We start from the raw sequence: 15,012 nt of genomic DNA on the forward strand, positions 1-15,012 counted from the left end.
GTGAAAGAAAACACCTTAATCGTGCGCCAACTTGGCCGCCAGCGTTACTTGCCAATTTGGCAGAAAATGCAAGACTTCACCGATACCCGCGACGACGATAGCGCGGATGAAATTTGGTTAGTAGAGCACGAAAGTGTATTTACTCAAGGCCAAGCAGGTAAAGACGAGCACTTACTCGCACCCGGCGATATAGAAGTGATTAAAGTTGATCGCGGTGGGCAAGTAACCTACCACGGCCCCGGCCAGCAAATGATGTATGTACTATTTAACTTACGTCGTTTAAAAATTGGTGTACGCGAATTAGTTACTTGGCTAGAGGAGTGTATTATTGAATCCCTCGCCGAGTACGACATTCAAGCATACGCCAAAGCCGATGCGCCCGGTGTTTACGTTAACGACAGTAAAATAGCCTCTTTGGGTTTACGCGTTCGTCGTGGTTGCTCGTTTCATGGCTTAGCATTAAATGTTAACATGGACCTAAGTCCATTTTTACGCATTAACCCATGTGGTTATGCAGGCATGAATATGGTGCAAACTAAAGAATTAAAGGGTCCTCAAAACCTAGAAACAGCAGGTGCAGGACTGGTAAAACACATGATTAAAAAGCTTAATGCAACACAGGTTAAGCATACTGAAGGGTTTGAAAACGAATGAATAAACCAGTCAAGATGGAACCAGGTGTAAAACTACGCGACGCAGCAAAAATGGCGTTGATCCCCGTAAAAGTTTTACCAACAGAAAAAAACGAAATGTTACGCAAGCCAGAGTGGCTAAAAATTCGCTTACCTAAATCAACAGAGCGTATTGAGGGTATTAAACAGGCAATGCGTAAGCATGGGCTGCACTCGGTATGCGAAGAGGCTTCATGCCCTAACCTATCTGAATGTTTTAACCACGGTACAGCTACCTTTATGATTTTAGGTGCAATTTGTACTCGTCGTTGCCCATTTTGTGATGTTGCCCATGGTCGTCCATTAACACCTGATGCAACTGAGCCTGAAAAACTAGCGCTTACAATTAAAGACATGAAGCTAAGCTATGTGGTTATTACCTCGGTAGATCGTGATGATTTACGTGATGGCGGCGCGCAGCATTTTGCCGATTGTATTCGCGAAATTCGCAAGCACAGCCCAAATATTACTATTGAGATTTTAGTACCCGATTTTCGTGGCCGTATGGACCGCGCACTCGAAATACTAATCGAAACCCCACCAGATGTGTTTAACCATAACCTAGAAACTGCGCCGCGTTTATATAAGCTTGCGCGTCCAGGGGCTGATTACAAATGGTCACTTGAGCTACTGCGTCGCTTTAAAGAAGCGCACCCAGAGATTAAAACTAAGTCTGGTTTAATGGTTGGTTTAGGTGAAGAAATTAGCGAAATAGAAGAAGTACTTCGCGACTTACGTGCCCATAACGTTGATATGCTTACAGTAGGCCAATACTTACAGCCTTCTAAGCACCACTTACCAGTAAAACGTTACGTGCCACCTGCTGAGTTTGATGCACTAAAAGCCTACGCTGATGAAATTGGCTTTACTCATGCAGCCTCTGGCCCATTTGTGCGCTCTAGCTACCATGCTGACCAACAAGCGGCAGGTAAAGAAGTAAAATAAGTCGTTTTTGGCATAAAAAAACCGCTCGCTTTTATTAAGCAGCGGTTTTCTATTAGGCACCTAGCATTATGCTAATTGCTTAAACCAAAACAAATCCGCGCATAATTATCTCGCTTGTAGCCACCACTGGCTAAACTATTTTTACTGATCGCAATTTATCGTTAGGTCAATCGGCTTTTACTTGAGACAATCGCGGTAGTTATTTTTAAAACATGGTTCATTATGAAACTATTAGTTCGCAACTTATCTCGTGCTACTTCTGAGCATGACCTTCGTACTTTATTTGCAGAGCACGGTAAAGTGACTACCTGTAACTTAGTACTTGATAAAGAAACTGGCCAATCTAAAGGTTTTGCCTTTGTTGAAATGCCAAACGACATAGAAGTTAAAGGTGCAATTAAAGCCCTTAACCAAGCAACTGTTGATAAAAGCAAAATACGCGTTAAATTGGCAGATGCTTAATTAGTTAGCCGCGGCTATTATTGCCCTTAATATTATAAACACAGATGTGTTTTATTATTAGGGCAGTATTAATTTAGCCTACATTTATAACACTGCCACAACTAATTTTTGCTCCTTGCTCCCCCTCCTAAGTTCAAAGTTCAAAGTTCAAAGTTCAAAGTTCAAAGTTCAAAGTTCAATATTGTGCAACAGCTAAAACTTAAGTCTATAAAATTATATCCTGTATAGACACTTTAAAGTTCGCTGTATATAGTCGAGCTATGTATTACCTACCCTCAGTTATTATGACAATTATAAAAACAACCAGCCTTTTTTTATTTCTAACGCTCATAGGTTGCTCAGAGCAAGCTGCAGACACAACTAAACTTGAGAATTCCCAAGAACTTAGTATTAATAATATTAAGCAGCACATTAAAACACTCGCCTCAGACGAATTTGAAGGTCGTGGCCCCCTTACAGCCGGTGAAGTAAAAACGATTGGTTATTTAACTAAGCAATACCAAGCGTTTGGTTTAAGCGGTGCTTATAACGATAAGTACTTACAACCGGTGAAAATGGCAAAAGTAACTGCTGATCAAAATATGCAATTAACTATTGGTGAGCTCACTTTTAGTGCAGGTAAAGACTTTACTGCCCGTACCGAGCAGCTACAAAGCGTTATTGATGTGCGTAATTCTGACGTGGTATATGTAGGCTATGGTATTAATGCACCAGAATATAACTGGAACGATTATAAAAATCTTGATGTAACAGGCAAAACCGTGGTGGTGTTAGTTAACGATCCTGGCTTTGCAACTCAAGACGACAGCCTGTTTACCGGTAATACTATGACCTACTACGGTCGTTGGACTTACAAGTACGAAGAAGCGGCTCGTCAAGGTGCTGCTGCCGTTCTTATAGTGCACGAAACTGCACCAGCAGCTTACCCGTGGAGCGTGGTAGAGAGCTCAAATACGGGTACTAAATATACGCTAATTGATGACACCAACAACACCTCAAAACTTCCCGTTATGGGATGGTTACACCTTGAGGCTACCGAGCGCTTATTTAATGCTGCAAACCTTAACTATCAGCAATTAAAACAACAGGCTTTAAATGCTGACTTTAAAGCGCTGCCGCTTAATGTAAAAGCCAACCTGGCTTTTAAAAATGAAGTATCGCATGCAAAATCGCATAACGTAGTAGCACAACTTACCGGTAGCGAACTGCCAGACGAATACGTTGTAATTAGTGCGCATTGGGATCACTTTGGCACTAAACAAACAGATAGCGGGCCTAAAATTTATAATGGTGCGGTAGATAACGCATCAGGTACAGCCGCCACGCTCGAAATTGCCAGAGTAATGAGTAAAATGCATCAACAAACGCCATTTAAACGCTCGATCATTTTTGCCAATTTTACCGCAGAAGAAACTGGCCTAATTGGCTCAGAAGAATTTGCATCTGGTGCGGTGATCCCAACTAAACAAATGGTTGGCTTATTAAATATTGATGGCATGAACGTACTTGACGCTACTGACTATGTTTTACAGTATGGTAAAGGGCTTTCTGAAATGGAAGATTACTTAGCCAAGGCCGCTAAGGCACAAGGTCGAACGGTAAAAATGGATCCTCGCCCGCAAAATGGTTTATTTTTTCGCTCTGATCACTTTTCGCTTTCTAAGCAAGGTGTGCCCAGTTTATTATTTATGAGCCTTGGTGATACCGACCCTGATTACATTACTCATAAGTACCACAAAGAAGCCGATGATTACTCTACCGACTGGTCGCTTGGTGGTGTAGAGCAAGATAGCCAACTGATCATTAATATAGCCACACAGCTGGCTAACAGCAACGATTGGCCAAAGTGGAAAGCAGAGTCTGACTTTAAAACAAAACGTGAGCAAGATAAGCGCTAGCAATTGCGTTTTAAACACACATAAAAAAGCAGCCAATTGGCTGCTTTTTAGTACGTATTATCATTATTTAGTTAGAAATGGGTAGCATTATTGAACTGCTGCAAACTCTTCTTTAGAAAGTTCACCATTACCATCTGCATCTAATTCATCAAATATTTGTGCAAGCTGCGGGTTTGCCTGCGCTTCTGTTTGGCTAATAACGCCGTCGCCATCTGTATCAAATGAGTCGAAGTCTACTGCTGCAAATGCCGCTGAAGATGATGCTAGTGCGATTAGTGCTAATGTCTTATGTAATGTTTTCATTGTGTTATCCTTAAGCTTAAAGCCTGTTTAATAAAAAATAATAAAGTGAAAATCCTTTTCAAAAATCCATATTCTGTAAATTAATGTGCTGAAAATTAATACTCAGCAAATTCTTCTTTAGAAAGCTCACCGTTGCCATCAACGTCAAGCTCTGCAAATTGCTCCATTAACTCAGCGGCAACCGACGCTTCGGCTTGGCTAATTGTGCCACTGCTATCTACATCAAGTGTTTCAAAGTCGGTGCCTGCAAATACTGCAGATGAAGACGCTAATGCCATTAAAACCAGTGTTGATTGTAATTTTTTCATAATTTAATCCTTCAAGTCTATGTAATATAAATGTATTAACTTTCCCGTGAACACTTGAATTTCCTTATTATTCTTTATCAAAGGCTCCCTTGCCTATTTAGGTTGTCTTTGGCAACTCAGAATATTAATTGTGTTGTAGGGCTTGAGGCTTATGCCTTAGAAAATTCTTCTTTAGATAACTCACCATTTTGGTCAGTATCAAGCTCAGTAAATTTACTCATAAGCTCTGCATCTACCGACGCTTCTGCTTGGCTAATTGCACCATTACCATCTACATCGAGTGTGTCAAAATCTGTTGCTGCAAAAGCCGCTGATGAAGAAGCTAAAGCCATTAGTACCAGTGTTGATTTAAATGTTTTCATAATGTAATTCCTTCATTGGGTTATGATTTAAGCTGTTTAACTTTAATCTTGTTTTGCTCAATACAGCTTAGGTATTACAACTTCGGTGCCATGTTTTTAAATCACAATAAAAACAGCTACTTATACTTATTTAAGCCGTTTGAGGGTGTTTTATAATGATTTTTTGTTGCTTTTTAGCAACAACTGTTTGATGTTAAATAATTAAAGCTTAAAAATCATAAGGTTAACTTTAATAAAAAAGACACAACACAGCGCAAATAAGCCACTACTGGCTGCTTTAAGTTGATTTTGTAATAAACCCACCATGAACAATTTACTTTTTATAAATTATTAAATAAAAAACAAACAATAAGGCATTGAAATTTAATAGCTTTTTATAATTAATTTTATTTATTCAGCATTTATGAAGTGTTTTAAAGTAAATGATGCTTTTTGTCGCCATTTGGCGAATGCAGGGCACATTAGGATGTGATTAACAGTGAATTGAAACAAAAAACCGCTACATAATCTTATTGCAGCGGCTTTATTATTTTTACGAGAAGTGGAATTAGTTGTTATTTCCAGCCTTGTAACCAATTTTGTGCGTTTTTTAAATCTCGCCAACTAATTGGGTATTGGCTTTTTGAAATTATTGCTTCAGTAACGCACGCAATCACGTTGCTATCCTCATCGTACTCAACCTCTATAATAATAAAGTGTTTTTCTTTATTGATTGCAGGTACTGCAGTCCACTTACTATTAAGTAGCTTTTTAGGGTTTAGTTTATTCATAAAATTGCAAAGTCCAACCAAGCTGTAAATATGATAAGCCAATACGCGCTAACAATACGTTTAGCTCAACTATTACTGCACTATTAGCTTACCTTTATACATTTGCATTTGGCAGTGAAAGTCGTACTCACCTACTTTAAGCTCGGGTATTTTTAAGGTATTAGCATCGCCCATTACGAGGGTTTTACTTATATCAAGCTGTGGAAATATGACTGTTTCGCTACATGGTGCACTATCTTGGCGATCGAAGTTAAGTGTTAACTCTTTACCTGCAACAACTTTAATTTGCGCCGGCTGGTATATACCGTTATCAACCACTATAACTACCTTATTGTCGTTACTTTGCACTTGCTTTGGCTTAAAAAGCCAAAACCAGTACACAATCGCAATTATGAGTAATGCGCCTAATATATTAATCATCAACATAATTATTACTCCTAAATTAAAGGCTTTGGCTTATGATTTTGCTGGTTTAAAAAAGCGTAATCTATTGGCGTTACTAACAACCGTTAGCGATGATAGTGCCATAGCAGCCCCTGCTACTACTGGGTTAAGCAATAATCCAAAAAATGGATATAACAACCCAGCAGCAATTGGAATACCCGCCACATTATAAATAAAGGCACCAAATAGATTTTGCTTAATATTTAAAATGGTCGCGCTACTTACTGCAATTGCATCTGCAAGGCCGTGTAACGATCCGCGCATTAGGGTTATGTCGCCACTTTCTATGGCTATATCAGTGCCTGTGCCAATCGCAAAGCCAACATCGGCTTGTGCTAGTGCCGGTGCATCGTTAATGCCATCGCCCGTCATACCCACTATTTCGCCCTTTGCTTGGCGTTTTATAACTTCATTTACTTTGTCGTCAGGGAGTACTTCTGCAATAAAGTCCTTTATTCCTACTTTTTTAGCAACTGCTTGCGCTGTTGCTTGGTTATCACCTGTGAGCATGACTAAGTGAATGCCTTTATTTTGCAACCGCTTAATTGCTGCAGCTGAGTCTGCTTTAATAGGATCTGCTACAGCAATAATAGCCTGTAGCTGTTGATTAACTGCAAAATACATTGGGGTTTTTGCTTCACTTGCCAATGTTTGTGCCTGCTCGTACGCATCGTCAATTGCAACATGGTATTTATCCATTAAGGCCTTATTACCAAACAACAGCGTTTGTCCATCAAGTGTCCCTATTACTCCTTTACCGGTAAGTGCATCAAAGTCAGTTACTTTACTCAGCGTTAAGTTTAGCGCTTTAGCATAACTTATTATGGCCTCGGCTAATGGATGCTCTGAACTACTCTCTAGGCTAGCAACGTGCTGCATTACTGTGTTTTCATCGCTGTTATTAAAGGTAATAACATCGGTTACCGTTGGCGATCCTTGGGTAATGGTGCCAGTTTTATCTAAAATCATGGTGGTAATTTTAGAAGTTACTTGTAGTGCCTCACCGTTGCGGATCAGTATTCCCGACTCAGCAGCTTTACCTATGCCCACCATTACCGACATTGGCGTTGCTAAACCAAGCGCACACGGACAAGCAATAATAAGCACTGTAGTGACAGCAACTACCGCATAAGCAATTGCTGGCTCAGGGCCAAAGTTTAACCAGGCAAGCCCAGCAAGTATTGCTATTATCATTACCGTGGGAACAAAAATACCCGAAATAACATCTGCTAAACGACCAATTGACGGCTTTGAGTTTTGTGCCCGCTTTACCATATTAATAATATTGGCGAGTGTTGTTTCGCTGCCTATATGGGTCGCTTTGAATAATAATGTTCCGGTTTTATTAATACTACCAGCGACTACCGTATCGCCTATTTGTTTAGTAACCGGCATAGGTTCACCCGTTAGCATTGATTCGTCAACACTACTACTGCCTTCAAGCACTTCGCCATCTACTGATATTTTTTCGCCCGGGCGCACTCGTACCTGATCACTTTTTACTACGTCGCTAATATCAATATCGCGATCTTGCCCGTCGCGAATAACACGTGCTGTTTTTGGTTGCAGCCCTATTAAACGCTTTATAGCCTCAGAGGTGCGCCCGCGTGCTTTTACTTCTAATGCTAGGCCTAAGCTTATTAAACCAATGATCATTGCTGAGGCTTCAAAGTACACATGCCTTGCCACCTCTGGTAGTAGGTTAGGGGTAATAACGACTACCATAGAATATAACCAAGCAGTACCGGTTCCCAGCGCTATAAGCGTATCCATATTGGCGGCATGGTTTTTAAATGCTTGCCATGCGCCATTGTAAAATTGCTTACCGGCTACGGCCATCACTGCCAACGTGGCTAAACCCACAATAAACCAAGCTATACGTTGAGTCGTGGTTATTACGTTCATATCGAAAATAAGCCCATAAAGCATTAATGGTGCACCTACGCCTAACGCTAATATCATATTGCGCATTAATTTTTTATAATGCGCGTCATCGGCTTTGGCTTTTTCATCGAGCGCATCTTGCTCTGAGTCATTACTCATGGGCTTTGCTTTATAGCCAATGTTTTCTACCGCTGCAATAAGCGCCGCTTCATCCGCTTGCCCTTCCACTTGTACGGTGCGTTGTGCAAAGTTCATTTCTACTCGCTGTGCACCCGATACTGTTTTTAGCGCTTTTTCTATTTTTGCTACGCAGCTGCCACAATTAGCCCCTTCAATAATAAAGTTTTGTGAGCTGCTGTTAATATTATTACTCATTACGCCTCCGGGTTATTTTCTTCAGTGCTAATGGGGTCAACAAATGACTCTATTAAACTACATATATCAGCGCTAGTTGCGCCATCGGGAGAACTTTGCCACTGCTTAACTGCCGCTTGCATTCGTGTGCGCAGCTTAAGTGTTTCTTGAAAAAGAGCTTCGGTTTCGGCTAAGCGTTTAACTATTAGTTTTCGTGTTAATGGGCATGGGCAGTTTCCTTGCTCCGACTCAGTAATAATGTGCTGAATATCTTTAACAGAAAAGCCCAACTGACGAGCATTGATTATAAACTTTAAACGCTGTTGATCAGTTTTTGTATATTCTTGATAACCGTTACTTACACTACGGACTGGTTTGAGCAACTGCATTCGCGTGTAATGGCGAATAGTGTCGGGTGTAACGCTCATTTTATTGGCAAGTTGTTTAACGTACATAGCTCCTCCGTGATAATTCATAGTTTAAAGCTAAATTCATACCTGTAGTGTAAACCTATGTGTCACACATAGGTCAACTTAAATACTTTAAAAACAACAAAGCCGAATAAATTAACTTTATCCGGCTTTATTGTAGTTAAATATATCTAGGGTAGTTACACGCTAAATGCATTTATAAATAATATTAATCTTCAATATTATCAAGCCCTTTGGTGCCATCTTTTGGTTTGAGCTTATGATGAATGGCTGCTTTAATTAACATATACCCACTAATCGGTGCGGTAATTAATAAAAATATAGTAATAAGTACTTCTTTAACACTCACGCCATGTTCGGTATTTGCAAAGTACACCATAGCGGCAGTTAAAATGTTCGCCATACCTAGGGTAGTTGCTTTAGTTGGGCCATGTAAGCGCATAAAAAAATCAGGCAGTTTAACTAAGCCTATTGAGCCAATTAAAATAAACACGCCACCTAGTAATAATAATATTGATACTATCCATTCACTGATCATTGCTATACCTTATTCGATTATATCGCCGCGAAGTAAATACTTACATAATGCTACTGTGCTTATAAAGCCAAGCATTGCAATTAATAAAGCCGCTTCAAAGTACAACCCCGTGCTCATACTTATACTGTATAAAATAATCAGCGCAATCACGTTTATATACATAGTATCGAGCGCTAAAATACGATCGGGAACCGATGGACCAATTACCAAACGCCATAAATTTAATAGTAGCGCTAATCCAATCATGCTAAATACAATTAATAATACGGTTTCTAACATTGAAATATCTCCTTTAAGGGAGCCTCATAACGCTCTTTTATTTGTTTAATAAGTGCTTGCTCGTCTTTAAGATCAAGTACATGAATAAGCAAATAACGCTGTTTTGGTTGCTCACCTTTATTAAGTGATTCTAAAATAGGATATACCTCAGCGCTCACAGTGCCAGGTGTGAGTGACACGCAGCTTGCCAAAATAGTAATCGGCATTTCATGGGTTAAATCTACGGGTACTTTAACAAATGCTGGGCGCATGTTTTTACTTGGCCCAAGTATTAATACAGCCACTTGTAAGTTGGCCACTATTATATCGTACAGTACAATAAAAACTTGTTTAAAGGCTAATCCGGGCCTTAAAATTAATGGCTGAGGATCGCGAAACGATATAGTAAATAACGGAATAACAATCGCAAATATAGCCGCTAATACCAAGTGCCCTGCAGACACACTATTATTTAATAACAGCCATACTATAAATAAAAATACACTACGAAATGGCGTAGGTAACAATCTAAAACGTGCTTTTAGTCGCATTAAACACCTCCTTTAAGCACGGCATTAATACCACCACTTATGTCGTGTAATTGGGTTGCGGCCTTTATGGTGTACTCACTAATAGCACCACCAAAAACAACTAGCATTACTGAGCAAATAAGTAACCCCACAATAGCAATTACTTGCAATGGATGCGCGTTTGGTGCGTCATTTGGCTCACTACCTGTGTACTTACCTTCCCAAAACAAACTAGTTCCGGCGCGTGCTAGTGCAATAATTAACACTAAACTGGTAATTAAGTAAGCAGGCCAAAATACAAGTGCATTTTCACTATTGAGTGTTGTTTTTAAAATCCAAATTTTGCCTACAAAGCCTGAAAATGGCGGCATGCCTATTACAGTTAATGCTGCAATAATAAATAACGTACCTAATAAAAACGGCTGTTTTACCACTCTACCTGCTACCAATCTGTCGCCAACTTTACCGCGTTGAATAGAAATTATATCGGCGAGTAAAAATAAAGCAGCACATACCAAAGTTGAGTGTACTAAATAATATAGCAAGGCCGCCGTAGCGTTTATGTTTTGTAACGACACTAAAGCCACCAAAGTACCCACCGACACCAGTACTAAATTGGCAGTGATCTTACGTAAATCCTGAGCGGCTAATACCCCTATGGCCCCTACAACTATCGTTGCAATTGCTAAGCCCCATAACCAAGTTTGCGCCATGTGTTCAAGTTCGCCAGCTTGCTCACCAAACATAACGGTATAAACGCGTAGCATGGCGTACACACCAACTTTGGTCATAATCGCAAATAGCGCAGCAACAACTGGGGCGGCACTTGAATAGGTATTTGGTAACCATAAATGTAGTGGCAACAACGCACTTTTTAAAGCAAATACTACTAATAACAATAGTCCACCGGCTTTAGCTAAATAAACATCGTCGCCAGTAAGTAAAGATATTTTTTGCGCCATATCGGCAATATTTAGCGTGCCTAGTACACCGTATAAAATACCTAAACCAATTAAAAACGCACTCGAACCTACTAAGTTTAAAATAACATAGTGCAATGCAGCTTTAGTTTTTTGCTTGCCACCACCGTGCATAAGCAAGGCATAAGAGGCAATAAGCAGCACTTCAAAAAATACAAATACGTTAAATAAATCGCCAGTTAAAAATGCACCATTAACACCTAAAATTAAAAAGTGAATTAGTGGATGAAAAAAACTGCCGTGTTCATCATCGCCTGCACATCCGTACAGCACAACCATTACGCCTAAAAATGAAGTAAGTGTTACCAACAAGCTAGAGAGCATATCTGCAACAAGTACAATACCAAATGGTGCTGACCAGTTACCTATTGCGTATACGTTAATACCTTCGTTGTGTACGGTTATCAGTAATAAAACACTCACTACAAATGTAATAATTGCCATTACGCCTGAAGCCAAACGACGGGCAAATAAGTTTTTACCACACGGTGGTAATAGTAAAATAATAGCTGCTAGCATAGGCAGCAATACAGGAAGCGATGTTAAATGCTGAATCATTTTTTCACCTTGTACTTACTTTTAACAAGGTGACCATCAACATGGTCATTACCTAAATCTGCACGGCCACGTATTGCTAATATAACCACAAAGGCGGTCATTGCAAAACCAATTACAATGGCTGTTAACACTAAAGCTTGCGGCAGTGGATCGGCGTAATCTGCACCTGTACCTAATACAACAGCTTTATTTGTGGTTAGTCGACCCGATGAAAATAAAAACAAGTTAACTGCGTAAGAAATCATAGTTAGACCAAGCACAACCGGAAAAGTACGTGCTCTTAGCAGTAAAAACACACCGCAACTAATTAATACACCCACGCACGACGCGTATAATAACTCCATTAAACATCACCTTCTTTTTGCTCTGCACTTGTGGTCATATCACCTAAGCTTGCTAATATCATCAATGTGGCACCCACTACGGTTAAGTACACACCAAGGTCAAATACAATGGCACTTGCTAACTCTGTTTTACCAATAAATGGAATGTCAAAATAGTCAAACCACGTGGTTAAAAATGGCTTATCAAAAAACCAGCTACCCACACCCGTGAACATAGCAATAGCGATACCCGAGGCAATAATTTTTCGGTAATTAACATCAAAGCGCTCACTGATCCAAGTAGAGCCATGTGCCATATACTGCAAAATAAAGGCAATAGAAGTAACAAGCCCGGCAATGAAGCCGCCGCCCGGTAAATTATGACCACGTAAGAAAATATAAGCCGACACTAACAGTGCAAGCGGGAGTAAGCTTTGCGAAATACTGGCTAATAAAATAGGGTGGCGCTCGCGTGCCCATGAACGGCCATCACTGTCGGTTGCAGGCATAAACAATGGAATTCGCGATAAAAGCTTAAAAATCCCTAGTGCTGCAATACCTAATACGGTAATTTCGCCAAGCGTATCAAAGCCCCTAAAATCAACTAAAATAACGTTAACTACATTGGTACCGCCACCACCGGTTTTGGCATTGGCAATAAAAAAGTCAGAAATAGAATCAAGCGGACGAGTAAGCAAAGCGTAACAAATACTGGCTATAACAACGCCCACTGTCGAGGCAATACTTAAATCACGTAATATACGCAATGAGCTTGATTCTCTTGGGGTGCTTTGCGGTAAGAAAAACAATGCCAACATAAGTAGTATTATTGTTGCCACTTCTACCGTTAATTGCGTTAAGGCTAAGTCTGGTGCCGAAAAGCGGGTAAACACCACAGCTACCATTAATCCCACAATAGATACCATTAACAAAGCGACCATACGCGATCTATGGCTTATCACTGTGGCAATGGCACCTACAATTAACAAGCTAGCACCTATGCCGTTGTGTAAATCAACCGGTGTATTTGGCACACTTCCCGCTAATTTTTGCATTTCGAATAACGGCCAACCAGCAGCTAATAAAATAACGCCCAGCATAATAAATACATAGCGTTGCAGTGAGCCATTTTCTGTTTTGTTTATTTTATCTTGGCTCCAATCAATAACGCATTGTACTAAATGATCAAACATTTTTTTAGCGTTTAGCGGCGGTAAAGACGCTTGAAATTGAAACAGGTGTTTACGGTTAACATAAATAAATAAGCCGCCAGCAACTGCCATGGCACTCATTAATAACGGTAAATTAAAGCCATGCCAAATGCTCAGCTGATACTCTGGCATTGCTTTGCCCAGTACTGCTAATGAGGCTGCCGATAAAATACCATCAACTACAAAGTGCGGAAACATGCCAACAAGTAAACACAACACCACTAATATTTCGATGGGTACGCGCATATAACGAGGCGGCTCGTGTGGCGTACGCGGTAAATCTATTGGGTCGCCATTAAAAAATACATCGTGGATAAAGCGCGCCGAATAAGCCACGGCAAATGCCCCCGCAATGGTTGCTAAAACTGGGATTAACCACGACATAGAGCCAAGTACTTGCTGATGCAGTGTTTCGGCAAAAAACATTTCTTTTGAAATAAAGCCATTAAGCAAAGGGACACCCGCCATTGCTGCAGCGGCAACCATAGCAAGCGTTGCTGTGTAGGGCATAAAGCGCCACATACCATTGAGTTTACGCATATCGCGCGTACCTGTTTCATGGTCAATAATACCAGTGGCCATAAACAGTGACGCTTTAAAGGTGGCGTGATTAATAATATGAAAAATAGCGGCAACAGTAGCAAGTTCGGTATCTAGGCCAAGCAATAGCGTAATTAAACCTAAATGACTTATAGTTGAATACGCTAATAAACCTTTTAAATCATGCTTAAATAAAGCCACGTATGCGCCAAATAACAAAGTAATTAAACCTGTTAAGGCAACTAATATAAACCACATTTCGGTGCCCGCTAAGGCCGGATAAAAACGCGCTAACAAAAAGATACCCGCTTTAACCATGGTCGCCGAATGTAAATAGGCGCTCACAGGTGTTGGCGCTGCCATGGCATGAGGTAGCCAAAAATGAAACGGAAATTGGGCCGATTTAGTAAATGCACCTAATAACACTAAAACCAGTGCAAGCTCATATAGATCGTGCGATTGAATAATTGCTCTGCTGGCTAAAATTATGTCTAGGTTATAACTGCCAACAATGTCGCCAATTATCAGTAACCCACCAAGCAGCGCTAAACCACCGGCTCCGGTAACTGTAAGCGCCATACGTGCGCCCTTGCGCGCCTCTGACTTATGCCACCAATAACTAATTAATAAAAACGAACTTATACTGGTTAATTCCCAAAACACCCATAGCTGAATAACATTATTAGACATAACAATGCCAAGCATTGCGGTCATAAATAACATTAAGTAGCTATATAGCTTTGCCATTGAGTCGTTATTACTTAAATAATAACGAGAATATAAAATAACCAATAAGCCTATGCCCAAAATCATAAATATAAACAGTAAACTTAGACCGTCTAAGCGCAGGGAGAAATCGAGCCCTAAACTTGGGATCCAAGCAGCACTAAAACGAATAGTTTCACCGGCAAGTACCGCAGGCGCATGATATAGAGTTATGCAAAGTGCGATTAATGGTGCAAGCATAGTTAAGCTTGTCGCTTGGTTTCGCGTTAGTTTGCCTGTAAATGCAGAAATAACACTGCCAATTAAGGATAGCAGGGGTATCCAGAGCAAAGTCATAGTAAAGGACCTTTTAAAATCATAAATTTATCAATACGCTATTCGTTATAGTTAATTACCAAAGTGACTTGGGCATTAGCTTTTGTGGTCTGCTTTTTTAACAGCATTAATACGTATAGTTATACTGATAAACGCCGTTTTTGTCTATAGAAAGCGCCTCTAGCTGCATAATTATCAAGC

General features: G+C 40.1%; 17 protein-coding genes. 4 read left to right on the forward strand and 13 right to left on the reverse strand.

Features of this window, described 5'->3' with window-relative positions; translation table 11 throughout:
• From lipB to I6F41_RS13205, 4 genes are all read left to right on the forward strand, one after another.
• Positions 1–654: a lipoyl(octanoyl) transferase LipB gene (gene lipB / locus I6F41_RS13190; RefSeq protein ID WP_011327709.1), complete on the forward strand. Its 654-nt coding sequence runs from the start codon at positions 1–3 to the stop codon at positions 652–654.
• Positions 651–1,616, forward strand: a complete 966-nt coding sequence (gene lipA / locus I6F41_RS13195) for a lipoyl synthase (protein ID WP_011327708.1) — start codon at positions 651–653, stop codon at positions 1,614–1,616. Before lipB ends, lipA begins: the two co-directional genes overlap by 4 nt.
• A 222-nt stretch (positions 1,617–1,838) precedes the next feature.
• A complete protein-coding gene (locus I6F41_RS13200; RefSeq protein ID WP_011327707.1) occupies positions 1,839–2,078 on the forward strand; it encodes an RNA recognition motif domain-containing protein in 240 nt (79 codons plus the stop codon).
• 284 nt (positions 2,079–2,362) lie between these two features.
• On the forward strand, positions 2,363–3,976 hold the full coding sequence (locus I6F41_RS13205) for a M28 family metallopeptidase (RefSeq protein WP_197108638.1): 1,614 nt from the start codon (positions 2,363–2,365) through the stop codon (positions 3,974–3,976).
• Positions 3,977–4,063: 87 nt separating this feature from the next.
• Here the strand turns inward: I6F41_RS13205 and I6F41_RS13210 are convergent, their stop codons facing one another.
• From I6F41_RS13210 to I6F41_RS13270, 13 genes are all read right to left on the reverse strand, one after another.
• Positions 4,064–4,279, reverse strand: coding sequence for an EF-hand domain-containing protein (locus I6F41_RS13210; RefSeq protein ID WP_011327705.1), 216 nt, complete (start codon positions 4,277–4,279; stop codon positions 4,064–4,066).
• Between the two features lie 95 nt (positions 4,280–4,374).
• Positions 4,375–4,587, reverse strand: coding sequence for a calmodulin (locus tag I6F41_RS13215; RefSeq protein WP_011327704.1), 213 nt, complete (start codon positions 4,585–4,587; stop codon positions 4,375–4,377).
• A 149-nt stretch (positions 4,588–4,736) separates the two neighbouring features.
• Positions 4,737–4,949, reverse strand: coding sequence for an EF-hand domain-containing protein (locus I6F41_RS13220; protein ID WP_011327703.1), 213 nt, complete (start codon positions 4,947–4,949; stop codon positions 4,737–4,739).
• A 554-nt stretch (positions 4,950–5,503) separates the two neighbouring features.
• Positions 5,504–5,719 (reverse strand): TIGR02450 family Trp-rich protein, encoded by a 216-nt coding sequence (locus I6F41_RS13225; RefSeq protein ID WP_011327702.1) that lies wholly within the window; start codon positions 5,717–5,719, stop codon positions 5,504–5,506.
• 72 nt (positions 5,720–5,791) lie between these two features.
• Positions 5,792–6,145 (reverse strand): cupredoxin domain-containing protein, encoded by a 354-nt coding sequence (locus I6F41_RS13230; RefSeq protein ID WP_011327701.1) that lies wholly within the window; start codon positions 6,143–6,145, stop codon positions 5,792–5,794.
• Between the two features lie 30 nt (positions 6,146–6,175).
• On the reverse strand, positions 6,176–8,422 hold the full coding sequence (locus I6F41_RS13235) for a heavy metal translocating P-type ATPase (RefSeq protein WP_011327700.1): 2,247 nt from the start codon (positions 8,420–8,422) through the stop codon (positions 6,176–6,178).
• On the reverse strand, positions 8,422–8,856 hold the full coding sequence (locus I6F41_RS13240) for a MerR family transcriptional regulator (protein WP_179808057.1): 435 nt from the start codon (positions 8,854–8,856) through the stop codon (positions 8,422–8,424). Before I6F41_RS13240 ends, I6F41_RS13235 begins: the two co-directional genes overlap by 1 nt.
• Before the next feature lie 184 nt (positions 8,857–9,040).
• Complete coding sequence (locus I6F41_RS13245; protein ID WP_011327698.1) at positions 9,041–9,370, reverse strand: Na+/H+ antiporter subunit G; 330 nt, start codon at positions 9,368–9,370, stop codon at positions 9,041–9,043.
• A gap of 9 nt (positions 9,371–9,379) precedes the next feature.
• On the reverse strand, positions 9,380–9,649 hold the full coding sequence (locus tag I6F41_RS13250) for a K+/H+ antiporter subunit F (protein WP_011327697.1): 270 nt from the start codon (positions 9,647–9,649) through the stop codon (positions 9,380–9,382).
• Complete coding sequence (locus I6F41_RS13255; protein WP_011327696.1) at positions 9,643–10,179, reverse strand: Na+/H+ antiporter subunit E; 537 nt, start codon at positions 10,177–10,179, stop codon at positions 9,643–9,645. Before I6F41_RS13255 ends, I6F41_RS13250 begins: the two co-directional genes overlap by 7 nt.
• Positions 10,179–11,696, reverse strand: a complete 1,518-nt coding sequence (locus I6F41_RS13260) for a monovalent cation/H+ antiporter subunit D (RefSeq protein WP_011327695.1) — start codon at positions 11,694–11,696, stop codon at positions 10,179–10,181. Before I6F41_RS13260 ends, I6F41_RS13255 begins: the two co-directional genes overlap by 1 nt.
• Positions 11,693–12,040 carry a Na+/H+ antiporter subunit C gene (locus I6F41_RS13265; RefSeq protein WP_011327694.1) on the reverse strand — a complete coding sequence of 116 codons (348 nt, stop codon included), beginning with the start codon at positions 12,038–12,040 and terminating at the stop codon, positions 11,693–11,695. Before I6F41_RS13265 ends, I6F41_RS13260 begins: the two co-directional genes overlap by 4 nt.
• Entirely contained in the window at positions 12,040–14,832 is a 2,793-nt protein-coding gene (locus I6F41_RS13270) for a monovalent cation/H+ antiporter subunit A (protein ID WP_011327693.1), read from the reverse strand. The genes I6F41_RS13265 and I6F41_RS13270 overlap by 1 nt, the downstream gene beginning before the upstream one ends.
• Positions 14,833–15,012: the final 180 nt, after the last annotated feature.

The sequence above is a fragment of the Pseudoalteromonas sp. SCQQ13 genome (assembly GCF_015864415.1).
Lineage (GTDB): Bacteria > Pseudomonadota > Gammaproteobacteria > Enterobacterales > Alteromonadaceae > Pseudoalteromonas > Pseudoalteromonas nigrifaciens.

What these genes read in the sequence shown, in the direction of transcription:
- lipA (WP_011327708.1), top strand. Translation starts at nt 651, where the DNA reads ATGAATAAACCAGTCAAGATGGAACCAGGTGTAAAACTACGCGACGCA.
- I6F41_RS13200 (WP_011327707.1), top strand. Translation starts at nt 1,839, where the DNA reads ATGAAACTATTAGTTCGCAACTTATCTCGTGCTACTTCTGAGCATGAC.
- I6F41_RS13205 (WP_197108638.1), top strand. Translation starts at nt 2,363, where the DNA reads ATGACAATTATAAAAACAACCAGCCTTTTTTTATTTCTAACGCTCATA.
- I6F41_RS13210 (WP_011327705.1), bottom strand. Translation starts at nt 4,279, where the DNA reads ATGAAAACATTACATAAGACATTAGCACTAATCGCACTAGCATCATCT.
- I6F41_RS13215 (WP_011327704.1), bottom strand. Translation starts at nt 4,587, where the DNA reads ATGAAAAAATTACAATCAACACTGGTTTTAATGGCATTAGCGTCTTCA.
- I6F41_RS13220 (WP_011327703.1), bottom strand. Translation starts at nt 4,949, where the DNA reads ATGAAAACATTTAAATCAACACTGGTACTAATGGCTTTAGCTTCTTCA.
- I6F41_RS13225 (WP_011327702.1), bottom strand. Translation starts at nt 5,719, where the DNA reads ATGAATAAACTAAACCCTAAAAAGCTACTTAATAGTAAGTGGACTGCA.
- I6F41_RS13230 (WP_011327701.1), bottom strand. Translation starts at nt 6,145, where the DNA reads ATGTTGATGATTAATATATTAGGCGCATTACTCATAATTGCGATTGTG.
- I6F41_RS13235 (WP_011327700.1), bottom strand. Translation starts at nt 8,422, where the DNA reads ATGAGTAATAATATTAACAGCAGCTCACAAAACTTTATTATTGAAGGG.
- I6F41_RS13240 (WP_179808057.1), bottom strand. Translation starts at nt 8,856, where the DNA reads ATGTACGTTAAACAACTTGCCAATAAAATGAGCGTTACACCCGACACT.
- I6F41_RS13245 (WP_011327698.1), bottom strand. Translation starts at nt 9,370, where the DNA reads ATGATCAGTGAATGGATAGTATCAATATTATTATTACTAGGTGGCGTG.
- I6F41_RS13250 (WP_011327697.1), bottom strand. Translation starts at nt 9,649, where the DNA reads ATGTTAGAAACCGTATTATTAATTGTATTTAGCATGATTGGATTAGCG.
- I6F41_RS13255 (WP_011327696.1), bottom strand. Translation starts at nt 10,179, where the DNA reads ATGCGACTAAAAGCACGTTTTAGATTGTTACCTACGCCATTTCGTAGT.
- I6F41_RS13260 (WP_011327695.1), bottom strand. Translation starts at nt 11,696, where the DNA reads ATGATTCAGCATTTAACATCGCTTCCTGTATTGCTGCCTATGCTAGCA.
- I6F41_RS13265 (WP_011327694.1), bottom strand. Translation starts at nt 12,040, where the DNA reads ATGGAGTTATTATACGCGTCGTGCGTGGGTGTATTAATTAGTTGCGGT.
- I6F41_RS13270 (WP_011327693.1), bottom strand. Translation starts at nt 14,832, where the DNA reads ATGACTTTGCTCTGGATACCCCTGCTATCCTTAATTGGCAGTGTTATT.